The sequence below is a fragment of the Streptococcus parasanguinis genome (assembly GCF_901875555.1).
In the GTDB taxonomy this organism is placed as follows: domain Bacteria; phylum Bacillota; class Bacilli; order Lactobacillales; family Streptococcaceae; genus Streptococcus; species Streptococcus parasanguinis_H.
On record NZ_CABFMD010000011.1, the window covers coordinates 57,559 to 74,262 of the forward strand.

The 16,704-nt window shown below is 40.9% G+C and carries 18 protein-coding genes; all 18 read left to right on the forward strand.

Annotated elements, in window-relative coordinates; all coding sequences use genetic code 11:
- The first annotated feature begins 52 nt into the window (after positions 1-52).
- Complete coding sequence (locus JX304_RS03015) at positions 53-1,366, forward strand: ABC transporter substrate-binding protein (protein WP_205011201.1); 1,314 nt, start codon at positions 53-55, stop codon at positions 1,364-1,366.
- A gap of 84 nt (positions 1,367-1,450) precedes the next feature.
- Positions 1,451-2,353, forward strand: coding sequence for a carbohydrate ABC transporter permease (locus JX304_RS03020; protein WP_205011202.1), 903 nt, complete (start codon positions 1,451-1,453; stop codon positions 2,351-2,353).
- A gap of 1 nt (position 2,354) precedes the next feature.
- Positions 2,355-3,200, forward strand: a complete 846-nt coding sequence (locus JX304_RS03025; protein ID WP_205011203.1) for a carbohydrate ABC transporter permease — start codon at positions 2,355-2,357, stop codon at positions 3,198-3,200.
- Between the two features lie 9 nt (positions 3,201-3,209).
- Complete coding sequence (locus JX304_RS03030; RefSeq protein ID WP_205011204.1) at positions 3,210-4,664, forward strand: glycoside hydrolase family 32 protein; 1,455 nt, start codon at positions 3,210-3,212, stop codon at positions 4,662-4,664.
- A 359-nt stretch (positions 4,665-5,023) separates the two neighbouring features.
- Entirely contained in the window at positions 5,024-6,364 is a 1,341-nt protein-coding gene (gene xseA, locus JX304_RS03035; RefSeq protein ID WP_205011205.1) for an exodeoxyribonuclease VII large subunit, read from the forward strand.
- A complete protein-coding gene (locus tag JX304_RS03040; protein WP_200772203.1) occupies positions 6,342-6,554 on the forward strand; it encodes an exodeoxyribonuclease VII small subunit in 213 nt (70 codons plus the stop codon). The genes xseA and JX304_RS03040 overlap by 23 nt, the downstream gene beginning before the upstream one ends.
- Positions 6,551-7,426: a polyprenyl synthetase family protein gene (locus JX304_RS03045; protein WP_205011206.1), complete on the forward strand. Its 876-nt coding sequence runs from the start codon at positions 6,551-6,553 to the stop codon at positions 7,424-7,426. The genes JX304_RS03040 and JX304_RS03045 overlap by 4 nt, the downstream gene beginning before the upstream one ends.
- Positions 7,419-8,237: a TlyA family RNA methyltransferase gene (locus JX304_RS03050; protein WP_205011207.1), complete on the forward strand. Its 819-nt coding sequence runs from the start codon at positions 7,419-7,421 to the stop codon at positions 8,235-8,237. Before JX304_RS03045 ends, JX304_RS03050 begins: the two co-directional genes overlap by 8 nt.
- Entirely contained in the window at positions 8,227-8,661 is a 435-nt protein-coding gene (locus JX304_RS03055; RefSeq protein ID WP_187540843.1) for an arginine repressor, read from the forward strand. Before JX304_RS03050 ends, JX304_RS03055 begins: the two co-directional genes overlap by 11 nt.
- 6 nt (positions 8,662-8,667) lie before the next feature.
- Positions 8,668-10,326, forward strand: coding sequence for a DNA repair protein RecN (gene recN, locus JX304_RS03060; RefSeq protein WP_205011208.1), 1,659 nt, complete (start codon positions 8,668-8,670; stop codon positions 10,324-10,326).
- 20 nt (positions 10,327-10,346) lie between these two features.
- Positions 10,347-11,075 carry a metallophosphoesterase gene (locus JX304_RS03065; protein ID WP_205011209.1) on the forward strand — a complete coding sequence of 243 codons (729 nt, stop codon included), beginning with the start codon at positions 10,347-10,349 and terminating at the stop codon, positions 11,073-11,075.
- A gap of 89 nt (positions 11,076-11,164) precedes the next feature.
- On the forward strand, positions 11,165-11,998 hold the full coding sequence (locus JX304_RS03070; RefSeq protein ID WP_205011210.1) for a DegV family protein: 834 nt from the start codon (positions 11,165-11,167) through the stop codon (positions 11,996-11,998).
- 110 nt (positions 11,999-12,108) lie between these two features.
- Positions 12,109-12,384, forward strand: coding sequence for an HU family DNA-binding protein (locus JX304_RS03075; protein ID WP_003006038.1), 276 nt, complete (start codon positions 12,109-12,111; stop codon positions 12,382-12,384).
- A 429-nt stretch (positions 12,385-12,813) separates the two neighbouring features.
- Entirely contained in the window at positions 12,814-13,260 is a 447-nt protein-coding gene (locus tag JX304_RS03080) for a Fur family transcriptional regulator (RefSeq protein ID WP_205011211.1), read from the forward strand.
- A 127-nt stretch (positions 13,261-13,387) separates the two neighbouring features.
- On the forward strand, positions 13,388-14,425 hold the full coding sequence (locus tag JX304_RS03085; RefSeq protein WP_205011212.1) for a hypothetical protein: 1,038 nt from the start codon (positions 13,388-13,390) through the stop codon (positions 14,423-14,425).
- On the forward strand, positions 14,382-15,197 hold the full coding sequence (locus JX304_RS03090; protein ID WP_205011213.1) for a hypothetical protein: 816 nt from the start codon (positions 14,382-14,384) through the stop codon (positions 15,195-15,197). The genes JX304_RS03085 and JX304_RS03090 overlap by 44 nt, the downstream gene beginning before the upstream one ends.
- A gap of 8 nt (positions 15,198-15,205) precedes the next feature.
- On the forward strand, positions 15,206-15,730 hold the full coding sequence (locus JX304_RS03095) for a hypothetical protein (protein WP_205011214.1): 525 nt from the start codon (positions 15,206-15,208) through the stop codon (positions 15,728-15,730).
- 142 nt (positions 15,731-15,872) lie between these two features.
- Positions 15,873-16,565: a phosphoglycerate mutase gene (locus JX304_RS03100; protein WP_187540851.1), complete on the forward strand. Its 693-nt coding sequence runs from the start codon at positions 15,873-15,875 to the stop codon at positions 16,563-16,565.
- Positions 16,566-16,704 lie beyond the last annotated feature (139 nt).

Consider the following 16,704-nt stretch of genomic DNA (forward strand, 5'->3'; position numbering starts at 1 on the left):
TTTGAGTTAAAAAATAAATAAAAAATGAAACGTTTCAAAAAAGGAGGACGCTATGCGTAAAGGTATTAAGTTATCTGTAGTTGCAGCACTATCATTAGGATTGCTTGCAGGATGTGGTGGGGGATCAAAATCCAAAACTGCAAGTTCTTCGGACGAAATAAAAGTCTGGGTTCAATTCTCAGATGAAACAGCTGAGGGAAAAGCTTGGCAACAAGTTGTTGATAATTTCAACAAGTCAAAGAAAACCAAATACAAGGTTGTGACAGAATATATTCCACGTAGTGGTAGCGGTGGAGGATATGAAGATAAGGTCAACGCTGCTGTTACGACAAATAGTTTACCGGATGTTATTACGCTAGATGGACCAAATACTGCTGCCTATGCAAAATCAAAAGTGATTGCTCCCTTGGATGATTATCTAAAGGACAATGACATGGATGATGTACTGGACAGTATTAAACAACAGGGAACTTATGATGGTAAATTCTATGCGTTTGGTTTTTCTGAATCAAATGTAGGTGTATACTATAACAAGAAGATGTTTAAGGAAGCTGGGATTGATGAAGCGAGTTTGCCAACCCTTAAAAAGCCATGGACATGGTCTGAGTTTAATGCTATTGCTAAGAAATTAAAAGATCATTTTAATAAACCAGCAATAGATTTCCGTTTGAATTCAAATGATGAGATGTTACCATATGCTTATATGCCTCTTATTTGGTCAAATGGTGGTTCTGTTGTAAATTCTAAAGGAACAAAAGCTGAAGGTTACTTCAATAGTAAGGAAAGTGTTGAAGCTGTTCAATTTATTCAAAATCTAGTAAGAGAGGGTTACACTACAGTTAGTCCTGTTGAAAAAGGATTTGAAACAGGTGAGTATCCGATGGTTCTAAGCGGGTCTTGGACGATTGGGGATCTACAAACAAATTACAAAGATATTGATTTTGGTATTCTTCCTTATCCAGTTTCAGATAAAACGAAGAAATTGGTCTCACCTTCAGGTAGTTGGCAATTAGCTGTTACAACAAAATCTGATAAAAAAGAAGCTGCTGCTGAATTTGTTAAGTTTGCAACAAATACAGAATCTAGTGAAATTATAAGCTTGGGGAACAGTGTTCTTCCAATCAGAAAATCAACAATTAAAAATATTAAGGATAAAGTATCTGAACCATTACGCTTCTTGATGGAACAAAATGCTGCAACAGCCCATCCTCGTCCAGTTGTAGTAGCTTATCCACAAGTTTCACGCGCTTTCCAACAAGCGATGCAAGATATCAGCTATTATAAAGATAATCCAGATGTACAAAAAGTATTAGATGCTCGTACGAAAGAAATGCAAACAGCAATCGACCAATCTTTAAATAAATAGTTGATATTCAAAAGGTGGAAGGAAAGTTATGAAATGTACCTTCCACCTTATTTTATTTAATGATTTCATCTTAGGAGACGAACAATGAGTGAAACAAAGAAAGTCGAAACAAAAAAGAAAGAACGTCTTAAAGAAAATATTATGGGCTATAGCTTTTTAGCTCCAGCCTTAGTATTACTTTTTATCTTTTTGGTGATACCTGTTGGTATGGTCATTTATTATGCCTTTACAGATTATTACCTATTGACCCCAGAGGACAGAAAATTTGTAGGGCTACAAAATTTCATGCGCTTAGCACAAGATCCGATCTTTATAAAAAGCTTCTTTAATACCTTGAAATTTGTTGTTTGGATTATTCCAGTACAACTTGGGGCAGCCCTTGGTATGGCTTTAATCGTAAATAAGAAACGTAAAGGAAACATGTTCTTTAAGGTAGCATTCTTTGCTCCTGTTGTGATGTCTCTCGTGGTTATCTCTATCCTTTGGCTATACTTGTTAAATCCAAATAATGGTTTGCTCAATGCTCTACTGAATAAAATTGGTATTTCTTCACAACCATTCTTGACAAGTCCAAAACAGGCCATGTATGCAATTGTATTTGTTTCTGCATGGCAAGGTGCAGGCTATCAAATGTTGTTATTCCTTGGAGGAATGCAAAATATTCCACAAGATATTTATGAGGCAGCAGAGTTGGATGGATTTTCAAAATGGGCTCAATTCAGATACATCACAATGCCTTTATTGAAACCGACTGCCTTATTTGTACTCTTGACGACATTGATTTCAGCATTTAAATTGATTGTACAACCAATGGTCATGACTCAAGGTGGTCCATTGAACTCAACAATCACTATGGTATATTATATTTATCAACAAGGTTTCACTGACCGTCTCGTTGGCTACTCAAGTTCAATTGCCCTAGTATTTACAACATTGATTGGTATGATTAGTCTTGTACAACGGCGAATTTTGAAGGAGGATGATTAGGATGAAACGTTTAAAACCGACTACTATTTTAGAATATGTTTTATTAATTCTATTAGCAGGCCTCTTTCTATTTCCTATGATTTGGATGGTAGTTTCAGCAATGAAGCCAGAAGCAGATGTGTATAAAAATTTAACAAGTTGGAAAGCTTTCTTACCTAGTTTTAATCCAGCTGATTGGTTTAAACCTTACCAAGAAGTTCTTTCACGTTTTAGTATTCTAACATACTTAGGGAACAGTATTTTTTATGCAGGAACATTTGCACTGGGGTCTATTATAGTAAATGCCTTAGCGGGATTTGCATTTGCAAAAATTAATTTTACAGGTAAAAAAATTCTATTTGGCTTTTTATTGGCATTGTTAATCATTCCGATTGAAACAGTGTTGATTCCTCAATTTACAATTATTAATTCCCTTGGCTTAGTCAATAATCGTTTAGCGGTTATTATTCCTGGATTAGCTAGTGTCTTTAATATCTATCTTTTCCGGAACTTCTTTATTGCCATTCCAGAAGAAATTATCGAATCTGCAAAAATAGATGGTGCAAGTATCCTGCGGATTTTTTTCAAGATTATGTTGCCGATGTCGAAACCAGCAGTTGCAACAGTCGGTGTTCTTTCCTTTATTTCTAGTTGGAATGATTATATCTGGCCGTTGATGGTTTTAACAGATTCTTCAAAATTTTCAATGCAGGTAGCGATTACAACCATTAATACAACTCAACCAGTTTATATCAATCAAGTAATGGCTGTTTTGACAATTTCTACAATTCCACTTATTCTAGTATATATCGTAGCACAAAAATATATTATTCAAGGTTTAGGTGGATCTGGTACAGGTATTAAGTAGGTGATAAGGATGAAGGAAACTATTCGAAAAGCGAATCAGTATATCGATGAAAACAGGGAGAAGGTTGACCAGCAATATAGAGGATCCTTTCACTTACTACCTCCAATTGGCTGGATGAACGATCCTAATGGCTTTGTTTATTTCCGTGGGGAATACCATTTATTTTACCAATTTTATCCCTATGATAGTGTTTGGGGGCCCATGCATTGGGGGCATGCCAAATCAAAAGATCTTCTCCATTGGGAAGAACTGCCAGTAGCATTAGCGCCAAGTGAAAGCTATGATAAGGATGGCTGCTTCTCGGGTAGTGCTATCGTGAAAGACGACAAGCTCTACTTGCTGTATACGGGTCATGTAGACGATGAGGAAAAGCGCGAAGAAACTCAGTGTCTTGCGGTATCGACGGATGGCATTACCTTTGAAAAAATCCCCACTAATCCAGTGATTCATGTGCAGCATATCGAGGGTATAGCAGATATTGCTGATTTTCGTGATCCCAAAGTCTTTGAATACCAAGGAATCTATTATACTGTAGTTGCTTCCAAAACAGTAGATGATCGAGGGCAAATTCTCTTGTTTGCGTCAAGTAATCTAGAGGACTGGAGCTTTAAATCAGTCTTACTGGAAGGTGAAAAAGGGCAAGGTATCATGTGGGAGTGTCCTGATTTCTTCCCTTTAGATGGCAAATGGGTCTTGATTATGTCTCCCATTGAAATGGAAAGACAGCAAGAAAAATACTGGAATTTAAATTCGACAGTTGCCTTTATCGGTGACATGAATTGGGAATCGGGGCATTTTTGTGTCGATTCATATGATGAAATTGATGGTGGCTTGGACTTCTATGCTCCTCAAACTTGTCAAGGGCCAAATGGCGAACGATACATGGTTGCTTGGATGCAAATGTGGCAACGTTCCATCCCTAGTCATGACTTAGGTCATGGTTGGGCAGGAAGTATGACGGTTCCTAGAAAATTAGGCTTAAAAGACGGAAGATTGGTTCAGGAGCTACCTGAGTCTGTGAAAAATCACTTTCTTGTAGAGAATGCACCAGAAACCATTGTTAAGGGCAATCAAATCATGATCCCGACTAGAGGGAAACAAACCTTTTTTGAGATAGATTCCAAATCAGGTCGCTCCTTTATCCTAAAATATGGGGATGAATCCGATGTTGATAGTGCCCTACAATTGAGGTATGATGCCTCTCAAAATCGCTTTAGCTTGAATCGAGACCAATTTGGGCACCCCATTTCTGGGAAAGAAAATCCAGCATTTCAATCGAGATGGATTCAGTTGGATCCTGAAAAAGAACATCATTTTTCAATTCTCCGAGATACCAACTCAATTGAAGTATTTGTGGATGGTAAAACTCTCTCGATGACCTTTTATGAAACGACTGAGAATCCCGTCTATACCCTCACGGCAGATGAAGGGGTCGAATTGGTCGTGAAAACCTATCAAAAATAGGGACACAAAAATCTCCTAAAGAAGAAAAGACAAGTCTTGTGACTTGTCTTTTTGTTGTATCCTGAATAGTTCTTGTTTTCATTAAAGAAAATTTTTGGGAATGGTCTCATGGCAATTCCGACTCTCTATCTAGAATATCCAAATGAAGGGGAACCCCAAGCACTTCTTAGCTCCTTTATTGAACGATTAGAGAAGTTTGAAAAATAAGGAAGCTGGTTTAAAATAGACCAGTAGAAAGCAGCTTGAATAAAATGTGGCTTGTAGAGAAAGGAAATTCATGATTTCGCTTTGTCTTCCAGCCTTTTTTAGCGTTTTTTGGTATAATTAAAATTGATCATATTCTGCAGAAAGGAGTTCACATGTCCAACTATTTATCCGTATCAAGTTTGACCAAATATTTGAAATTAAAATTTGATAAGGATCCCTATTTGGAGCGGGTCTATCTGACGGGTCAGGTTTCCAACTTCCGAAAGCGTCCCAACCACCAGTATTTTTCCCTAAAGGATGAAAAGGCTGTGATTCAGGCCACTGTCTGGGCTGGGGTGTATCGCAGTTTTGGTTTTGAGCTGGAAGAAGGGATGAAGATCAACGTCATTGGCCGTATTCAGCTTTATGAACCAGGTGGCAGTTATTCCATTGTCATCGAAAAGGCGGAGCCAGATGGGATAGGGGCCTTAGCTATCCAATTTGAGCAACTCAAGAAAAAGTTGACGGAAGAAGGGCTCTTTCAGGAACGGTGGAAACAGGCTTTGCCACAATTTCCAAGAAAGATTGGGGTGGTCACCAGTCAAAGTGGGGCTGTGATTCGCGACATTATCACAACGGTGAGCCGTCGTTTTCCTGGTGTGGACATTGTGCTCTACCCGACCAAGGTCCAGGGAGAAGGTGCCTCCAGTGAGGTAGTTGCCAATATTCAAAGGGCCAACCAACGGGAGGATTTGGATGTCTTGATCATCGGTCGTGGGGGTGGTTCGATTGAAGACCTCTGGGCCTTTAATGAAGAAGCAGTGGTGCGTGCGATCTTTGAATCACGGATCCCGATTATCTCCAGTGTTGGACACGAGACAGACACGACTCTAGCAGATTTTGTAGCGGACCGACGAGCCGCTACTCCGACAGCAGCAGCTGAATTGGCCACTCCAGTGACCAAATTAGACTTGCTGTCCCATTTACAAAAGCAGGAGAACCGCATGGCAACGGCCATGTCCAATCGCTTGGCCTATAACCGTGAACGGTTGGCCAAATTAAGCCAATCCGTTATTTTTAGACAGCCCGAGAGACTCTATGATGGCTACTTGCAAAAGATTGACCAGTTGCAATTGCGATTGAAACAAGGGATGCGCGAAGTTTATGGACAAGGGGCAACGCAGCTGCAAGTTCTGCGTCATCGTTTAGAAGCAACTGCTCCCCTGCATCGTATCGAGCGCTATCAGGATCGTGTCCTCCAAGATAAGCGCATCTTAACCAACCGAATGGAACAAATCTTAAAAGAGCAAAAAGTCAAGGTACAAAGCTTATCTGAGGCTCTCTTGATGCTGGATACCAGCCGGATTATTGCGCGTGGCTATGCCATGGTCAAGGAAGACGATCGAGTATTGGATTCGGTGGTGAAAGTAAAAGAAGGAGACCCGCTGTCCCTCATCATGAGAGATGGTCAGTTAGAAGTAGAGGTAAAACATGTCGAAAGAAAAAAAGTTTGAAGAAAATCTAGCAGATTTGGAAGCCATTGTCCAAAAATTGGAAAGTGGTGATGTGGCTCTAGAAGAGGCCCTTACAGAATTTCAAAAAGGAATGAAGTTGTCAAAAGCATTGCAAGATACCTTAGATCAAGCAGAGAAAACTTTGGTCAAGGTCATGCAAGCAGACGGCACTGAAGCAGATCTAGCATGAGACAAGAAGAAAAACGAAACAGAGTAGAAGAAGCCATTCGCTCTTTTTATGAGGAAAAAACGGTCGCTCCCCATTTAGTGGACTCAGTCCTTTATTCGATCCAGGCCGGTGGCAAACGCCTGCGCCCCTTGCTTCTTCTTGAATTGTTAGAAGCTTTTGGTCAGGATTTGACGGATGCCCATTTTCAAGTGGCAGGAGCTTTGGAGATGGTTCATACTGGCAGCCTCATTCATGATGATCTGCCTGCTATGGACGATGATGATTACCGTCGGGGGCAATTAACCAACCACAAGAAATTTGGAGAAGACTTAGCGATTTTAGCAGGAGATGCACTTTTCCTCGATCCATTTGGAATGATTGCTGCGAGTGACCTTTCAGATGCAGTCAAGGTCTCTTTGATCCTTGAATTGTCAGATTCTTCTGGTAGTCGTGGAATGGTCGCTGGCCAAGTCCTTGATATGGAAGGGGAGCACAAACAGCTCACACTAGCAGAGTTGCAGACCATCCATGCCAATAAGACAGGACGACTCCTCGCCTATCCATTTATTGCAGCGGGGTCTATTTTAGAACTAGGAGCAGACATTGGTCAGCTCTTAGAAAAAATCGGGAAAACATTAGGCCTGGCTTTTCAAGTACGGGATGATATTTTGGATTTGGTCGCTGATTTTGAAGCTCTGGGCAAGACCCCTCAAAAGGACTTAGTGGCAGAAAAATCGACTTATCCAGCCCTCTTGGGATTGGAAGAATCAAAAGCTTTGCTTGAAAGAGAATTGGATGCTTGTGAGGACTTGTTGGATCAGATTACAGCTGCTTGCGACTTTGATCCGCAAGCAATCAAGAAATTAATAGAAGGATTACGAATAGATGGCTAAGGAAAGAGTGGATGTATTAGCCTATAAACAAGGCCTGTTTGACACCCGCGAACAAGCCAAAAGAGGGGTGATGGCCGGCCTTGTCGTTGCCGTTATCAATGGGGAGCGCTTCGATAAACCGGGTGAAAAAATTGATGAAGCAACCGAGTTGAAACTAAAAGGTGAAAAGCTCAAGTATGTCAGTCGGGGCGGACTCAAATTAGAAAAGGCCCTGACGCGATTTGGTCTGTCTGTAGATGGTCGCATCGCAATTGATATTGGGGCCTCTACCGGTGGCTTTACAGATGTTATGCTGCAAAACGGTGCTAGTAAGGTCTTTTCAGTCGATGTCGGGACCAATCAGTTGGCTTGGAAATTGCGCAATGATCCTCGGGTAGTCTCGATGGAACAGTTCAATTTCCGCTATGCCCAGCCAGATGATTTTGAAGCGACACCGAGCTTTGCGAGTATCGATGTCAGCTTTATTTCCTTGGACTTGATTCTGCCAGCCCTTCATCGGATTTTGGCGGATCATGGGCAAGTGGTGGCCCTAGTCAAACCTCAGTTTGAAGCAGGACGTGAGCAGATTGGCAAGCACGGTATCGTAAAGGATCCCAAGGTTCATCTGGCAGTTCTTGAAAAAGTTGCCACTTTTGCTGGGGAACATGGTTTTTCTGTGATGGGAATGGACTATTCTCCTATTCAAGGAGGCCATGGCAATATTGAATTTTTAATGTATTTAGAAAAGAAAGAAGAAAAAAGAATGCCGACTACTGAAGAGCTTCAAGCTGTGGTAGATCAGGCACATGGAGAATTTAAACATGAAGAGTAAGAATATCCGATTGGAAAAAATTCGTCGCTTCATTCGCGATCATGAAGTAGGGACGCAAGAAGAAATCGTAGAACATTTGAAAGAAGAAGGCATTTCAGCAACCCAAGCGACGGTATCACGGGATATCAAAGAATTGGGCATCGTAAAACGCCCTCTGAAAGACATGACCTATGTCTATGAATTGCCACGTAAGCACCACCAAGGGATCGGGATGATTGAAAGCAATATCTTGTCTCATCGCCGTATGGGAGAGTATGTCAATTTCACCATGGTTCCAGGGACAGCTCCCCTAGTCAAACGTCGCTTGCGAGATATCTACAAAAACCATATCTTTAGTATTGTTGCAGATGATGATACGATCTTGTTGATCGCCTATTCCGCTCCAGAAGCAGAGAATATCCTCAAATCAATCTTTGGGTGGTAAGAGCCGATGCTATTAGAAATTTCGATTAAGAACTTTGCCATTATCGAAGAGATTTCCTTAAATTTTGAGAAGGGAATGACGGTACTGACAGGGGAAACAGGTGCCGGAAAATCCATCATTATCGATGCCATGAACATGATGCTGGGAAGCCGTGCAACGACGGATGTCATTCGACATGGAGCCCCAAAAGCGGAGATCGAAGGTCTTTTCACCGTGGAGAGCAATCGTCACCTGACGGCTCTTTTTGAAGAGCAGGGGCTAGAGTGGACCGATGAATTGATCATTCGTCGTGAGATCTTGCAAAATGGCCGGAGTGTCAGTCGAATCAATGGTCAGATGGTGAATTTGTCTGTCTTAAAGGCAGTAGGGCAACATTTGGTGGATATCCATGGCCAGCATGACCAGGAAGAACTCATGCGACCCCAATTGCATATCGCTATGCTGGATGAATTTGGGGATGCCAGCTTTTTCCAAACCAAAGCCGCTTACCGTCAGACTTTTGAAGACTACAAACGCCTGCGCAAACAAGTAGTGGAACTCCAGCGAAACCAGCAGGAAAACAAGGCTCGGATTGAAATGCTTGAGTTTCAAATTGCTGAGATTGAAGCAGTTGCCTTGGAAGTGGATGAGGATACGCGTCTGGAGCAAGAACGCCAACGATTACTCAATCACAAAATGATTGCCGATACTCTCACCAATGCCTATACCATGCTAGATGCAGAAGATTTCTCTAGCCTCACCAATGTTCGATCAGCCATGAATGATCTGGAAAGTATCGAAGAATATGATCCAATCTACAAAGAGCTCTCAGGCCAGTTGGCGGAAACCTTTTATGCCCTTGAGGACATTACCAAGCGCCTCGAAGACGTGGTCGATGGTCTGGAGTTTGATGGCAATCATCTCATCCAGGTCGAATCGCGCTTGGACTTGATCCACTCGATCACGCGCAAGTATGGTGGCCAAGTCAAAGATGTTCTGGAATACCTAGCGCAAATCACCAAAGAATATAGCCTCCTCACGGGGAGCAATCTTTCGTCTGAGGATCTGGAAAAAGAACTCAAGGGCTTAGAAAAAAGCCTGGTAGGCTTGGCTCAGGATTTGAGTGATCAGCGGCATGCATTGGGCCAAGCTTTGGAAAATGAAATCCAACAAGAATTAGCAGACCTCTACATGGACAAAGCTCGTTTCCAAGTGCGCTTTAGCAAGGCTAAGTTCAATCGTGAGGGAAATGAAGCGGTCGAATTTTATATTTCGACCAACCCAGGTGAGGACTTTAAACCCCTTGTCAAGGTAGCGTCCGGTGGGGAATTATCTCGCTTGATGTTGGCTATTAAGTCTGCTTTTTCTCGAAAAGAAGGAAAAACCAGTATTGTCTTTGATGAGGTGGATACAGGTGTCTCTGGGCGCGTGGCCCAAGCGATCGCAGCGAAAATTCATAAGATTGGTCAAAATGGCCAAGTGCTAGCTATTTCGCACCTACCTCAAGTTATCGCAGCAGCGGATTATCAATTCTATATTGAAAAAATCAGTGATGCACACTCAACTGTATCGACTGTGCGCTTGCTCAATAGAGAAGAACGAATCGAAGAAATTGCCAAGATGCTTGCAGGAGAGGATCTAACGGAAGCTGCCCGTCAACAGGCAGAGCAACTTCTCAAGCGTTAAGAGAAAGAGGGTTTGAAACAATGTCAACATACTTTGTAGTCGGAGATATTCACGGAAAAGCACAAATGCTAGAAGAGCTCATGACAGAGTGGGATGGAAAAGCTCAATTGGTATTTTTAGGGGATTTGATCGATCGAGGCGAAAACAGCAAACGATCGATTGAAATCGTAAAGGACTACGTAGACCATCACGGAGCTATTTGCCTTTCCGGGAATCACGAGTACATGTTTTTAGCTTGGTTGGACCATCCAGAAGAGCGTTATGATCATTACCGAAGAAATGGTGGGGATACGACCATCAATTCACTTTTAGGTCGACCACTCGATACTCCTGTGGATGGGATTGCGGATGCCCAAGCAGTTGAGCATGCTGCTCCTGAATTGGTTGCCTTCATACGCAGTTTGCCTTTTGACTACGAGACAGAGACCTATTACTTCGTCCACGCTGGTGTGGATCTAACCCTTGAAAATTGGCGGGAAACCAGTGATTATCAAAAAGTCTGGATCCGAAAACCATTCCATGAGGCTAAAAACCATACAGGAAAATGGATCGTCTTTGGACATACTCCGGTCTATGGTTTACTCAAGGAACCGATCGGTACTGAAAAACTTTGGATTTCAGATCAGAAAATGGGCGTCGATGGAGGCGCTGTCTATGGTGGTGTTCTCCATGGTTTGCTCTTGGATGATCAAGGCATCGTCCAAGACCATGTCCTTCACAATACAGGTTTTTCTGCTGCAGACGATTGAGGGAGCAGGAATGGATATCTTTCACTGCAAAACCCTGTGTTTTTTGATATAATGAAAGCAAAACATTCTTAGGAAGAGTATAGGAATATATGGCAAATATTAAAATAGTGACAGACTCATCTATTACAATTGAGCCTGAAGTGGTTGAAGAATATGGCATCACCATTGTGCCGCTTTCTGTTATGGTGGATGGAGTCCTTTATTCCGACAGTGAGTTGGGCGAAGGGGACTTCCTGCGCTTAATGCAGTCTAGCAAAAATCTTCCAAAGACCAGCCAACCACCCGTTGGAGTCTTTGCGGAGATTTATGAAAACCTAGCAGCAGACGGAGCTCATATCGTTTCGATTCATATGTCTCGTGCCTTGTCAGGAACAGTAGAGGCGGCTCGCCAAGGGGCAACCTTGTCAGGTGCAGAAGTAACAGTGATTGATAGTGGCTTTACAGACCAAGCCATGAAGTTCCAAGTGGTTGAGGCAGCTAAGTTGGCTAAAGAAGGAGCAGATCTAGACACCGTTTTAGCTCGTATTGAAGAAGTCAAGGAAAAGACCGAGTTGTATATCGGCGTATCTACCTTGGAAAATCTGGTTAAAGGTGGTCGGATTGGCCGTGTTTCAGGACTTTTGAGCTCGCTTCTTAACATCCGTGTGGTGATGCAAATGAAGGACCATCAGTTGGAACCAATCGTCAAGGGACGTGGAAACAAGACCTTTAAAAAATGGTTGGATGAATTGGTAGAGAAACTATCCCATAGCAAGGTGGCTGAGATCGGGATTTCTTACGCAGGGACACCAGAGTGGGCCAATGAAATGAAGGCTCAGTTGCAATCGCTTGTTGAAAAAGCAATCCCTGTTCTGGAAACAGGATCGATTATTCAAACCCACACAGGTGAGAATGCATTTGCAGTTTTGGTACGCTACGAATAAGCTGAATAAATGTTTGAAAAAACAGGTTTAGTACTTGACCGAAAGGCTTTTTTTAGATATTATAGTACTGTTAAGGCGTAAAGCCTAAAAAAAATTGGAGGATTTGTTAAATGGCTAACAAACAAGATTTGATCGCAAAAGTGGCAGAAGCTACAGAATTGACTAAAAAAGATTCAGCAGCAGCTGTTGATGCAGTATTCGCAGCAGTTTCAGAATACCTTTCAAAAGGTGAAAAAGTTCAATTGATCGGTTTCGGTAACTTCGAAGTTCGTGAACGTGCAGCTCGTAAAGGTCGCAACCCACAAACTGGTAAAGAAATCAAAATCGCAGCTTCTAAAGTTCCAGCATTCAAAGCTGGTAAAGCTCTTAAAGAAGCAGTTAAATAATTGCATTTTGAAAAGCCATCCTAGATTTCTAGGGTGGTTTTTTTGTTGGACAGCTCTATAGGATAAGGGTATAATAGGAAAAAAGAAAAAGAGGATCCGCTATGCGCTTGATTTTAGGATTACTAGCCTTCTTATTTATCCGACCTATTTTGTATCTTCTAAAAGGACTGTGGTTCGTACTGGAATTCTGTTTTATGATCCTCGTGGTTAAAATGATCCTAGGAACCGTACGGTGGATGACCAGTTGGATCGGCTGAGAGTAAGGTAGAATAGCTGTTTTTAGGTATTTTCTCACAGCTAAACATTTCGAACCACGAAGATTGAACGATAGAGATTAAAAAAATCATTCTAACTAGAGAATTTAGCTTGAAACATGTTATAATAAAGTGATCGGTTGAACCAAACAAACTTTAGGAAGGGGGAAACATAGTGAACGCATTGCATCGTAAGGAAGAAGAATGTGTAGAAGAAGTCTTGCAGAGTCTGCGTACCAAGGGCATTCGGATAACGGATACCCGCAGAGCCGTTCTAGCTTACTTAGTAGCTAGTCATGAACATCCAAGTGCTGAGAAGATTTATCGCGATTTGTTGCCTCAATTCCCAGGTATGAGTTTGGCTACCGTATATAACAACATCAAAGTTTTGATAGACGAGGGTGTTGTTTCTGAGATCAAGGTTCGCAACGATACCACGACCTATTTCGATTTCATGGGCCATGAACATTTGAATGTTGTCTGTGAAAAATGTGGCCGCATTGCCGATGTTGAAATCGATGTGCCTGATCTTCGTGAAGAAGCCGCCAGTCAGAGTGGCTATTTGATCACCAAGACCCAGATGACGGTCTATGGCATTTGCCCCGACTGTCAGAAAGATTAAAGTGAGAGAAACCAGAGCCATCGGGCTCTTTTATTGTGCAATGATAATTCACATTTTTTTATACCGGAAGAAAAATAGTTTTAATCATGATATAATAATTAGAATAACCAATGAGAGGAAGAAAAAGATGAAAAAGCTGGAGAACTTTTCTTGGAAAATGTGGCATATTTTTTCCTTAGTTGCCGTGACTATTCTACTGGTTGGTGGTATCTGGTCTTTCTTTTACCTAAAAGAAGCAGCTTATGTTGTTAATGAGAGAAATTATGATTATGTTGGCAGAGGACAACGGTTGACGGATTACGTCACCATTGATGAAGAGGAGATCGGATTTCCAATTATAGCTCTTTCGTTTAAAAAAGATGATAAAGATTGGAACAGTTTGGACTATGCGGTAGGACATCAATATTTAGCTTTTCAAGATTCTAAACTATTCAGTGGCGAAGAAAAGAAAAAAGATGCAAATCAATATTTTAGAATTCGGTATTATAAATTGGGTCAAGAAAAAGGAGAGGGTCATACCATCGATGTCTTAAAACTCGTTCAGAAAATGGGCTACGACACGATTGAAGGAAATATGCGAAGTACCATGTTTACAGATGGAAAAGATGAGTATGTAGCTTTCAATGTTACAAAATATAATCTCCTATTTGTGAATCTGAACAAGGGAGAAATAGCAAAGACAGATCCAAAAATGATTGTTAATTTTGATTACGGTGGCCTTTATCAAATCCTGCCTATACCAACTTTCGAGACAAAAAAATACAGTCAGGATAATAGTCAAACGACTGTAGGGCTGCCTTGGATAAATTATAAATATGATGAGGATGAAAAAGTAGAAACTTCCTCAAGTTCTACGGAGAGATTAGATCGCAATGGTGTGAAGGTGAAGGATAGTAAACTCTTAACCCTACTAAAAAAATATCGTCATTTCTTGATTCTAAAGCAAAACCTCACTATGGAGGAGGAAAAAACTGTCATCAAGAGTTTGTTTCCTGATGCAGATCATTTCAGTTGGTCTATTAGTGCTCCTTATACAAAGAGTGGGCAGAAAGAAATCATTCAGAATGCTGAAGAATTTAAAAAAGTTATAAAGGAGAAAAGAGTTGAAGAAGAGTTGGAACGTGAATTTGAAAAAACATTTCAAGAAGGGCCAGACGACGATTAGTGATCGGTCAAAAGCTGTTCTAGTAGTTGTCTGCTTCCTACTGTTTCTAGGATTCTATTTTTATAGAAATTTAGATGCTAACCTAAAAGGTTTCTATGATAGTAGAAATTTTCGGGGAGATATACAGATTACAGGTTTCTCTTGGACTCGGCCCAATGCCGGTCCGGATGTGAATTTTGTCTATTCTGAAATGATCGAAGGGAAAAAAGTTTCAATTCCCTTGAAAAAATCAATCAGATTTAAGCACTTGGTGATGCCTTATTTCAATAAGATCGATATGGCTGAAAACCAAGGAATAGAAAATACCTATGATGATTTTGAAAGATCCTATTTGCCCATTATTGAGAAGGGTTTTGAATTCAGTACTGAGCGACTCGAGCTTGAAGCAGAATTAGATAAAAAAATGAACGAGTATAGTGCTTTTAGCGGCTCTTTGATTGAAATAAGCTTACCCCCTTTTAAGAAACGAGATAACAATTATTTCAGTTTGATGGAGCAATATGAGAATGGCATACCTCATACTGAGTCAAAAATTCTTGGTGGATGGTATGATGTTTCGTTTAGTAGTTTTATCGAATCTGGGGATATTTATGTAAAAATTATTTCACCTGAAAATTTGAGTCGATTTAAAGAATCTGGGAATGATTTTAAATCGGTTTTGAAGCATTACTTGGCAATTAGGTCTCTACCAGATGGGTGGTATGGCCTGTTCGATGATGGTAAACAAGTATCTGAGACTGTTGAAATTCGGAATGGAAAGGTTAGGGGGTGAAAGTAGACATGGTAAAAGGAAAAATAAAATTTAATCATCATTTAATGAGTCAGCTTGGCTTATTTACGGCCTATGTTTTGATCCTATTGATGTCACCGTTTTATATACATCCAAAAATAGGGGAAAATGATTCGTCTCAGTTTACGATCTTCCTAGGTGACCATTCTCTCTACAATGCCAAAGAGTTCGAAGGCCTTCTTAATTCTTATTTCACCATTTCACTCGTGATTCTTTTTGTATTTCCGGCCGTTGCAATTGTATTTCGGTCTATTCTCACTAAAATAGGACTTCCTATACTGGCGCACCTTCAATCGCTCTTGCTTTTTGTTTCCTGTAGCATCATCCTGATCTACACTCTATTTTCATTAACGGTTCAAATTGACCTTCTTCAGTTGTATTGGGGATTTTACTTGTGTCAGGCTTTTTACTGGATGTTTATCCTTCGCGAGTGGTGGCATTTAAGTGGGATCGTGTATAGCCGAAATCACCCTTCAGGAGATGAAAGGGCTGAAGAGCATCCAGCAGCTGAATAGCCTGTCTCAAAAAAAATAAACCTTCCTCTTTTTGTGACAAATTGCACTTTTCCAACGTCGGGACTAGCTTTTTCATGTGAAATCTAGTAAAATAGAATAGAAAAACGGGGACAACCTCGAAGAATAAAAGGAGATCCATCAAATGGTAAAATTGGTTTTTGCTCGCCACGGTGAGTCTGAATGGAACAAAGCTAACCTTTTCACTGGTTGGGCTGATGTTGATTTGTCTGAAAAAGGTACACAACAAGCGATCGACGCTGGTAAATTGATCAAAGAAGCTGGTATCGAATTTGACCAAGCATACACTTCAGTATTGAAACGTGCGATCAAAACAACAAACCTTGCGCTTGAAGCATCTGACCAACTTTGGGTTCCAGTTGAAAAATCATGGCGTTTGAACGAACGTCACTACGGTGGTTTGACTGGTAAAAACAAAGCAGAAGCTGCTGAACAATTTGGTGATGAACAAGTTCACATCTGGCGTCGTTCATACGATGTATTGCCTCCTGCTATGGCACATGATGACGAACATTCAGCACACACAGACCGTCGTTACGCTTCACTTGATGACTCAGTCATTCCAGATGCTGAAAACTTGAAAGTTACCTTGGAACGCGCTCTTCCATTCTGGGAAGATAAAATCGCTCCAGCTCTTAAAGACGGTAAAAACGTATTCGTAGGAGCACACGGTAACTCAATCCGTGCCCTTGTAAAACATATCAAAGGCTTGTCAGACGATGAAATCATGGGTGTAGAAATCCCTAACTTCCCACCATTGGTATTCGAATTTGACGAAAAATTGAACGTTGTGAAAGAATACTATCTTGGAAAGTAAGTTCAAAGTGAGTCTATAGACTTAAGATTAAGTGTTTTATTGTCAACTACAGTGGTTGATGATAAGCTGATATTGAGAGAGGACCAGTTTGGTTCTCTCTTTTTAATTTAAGAGTTGTTTTCCTGTAAAATAGGAATAT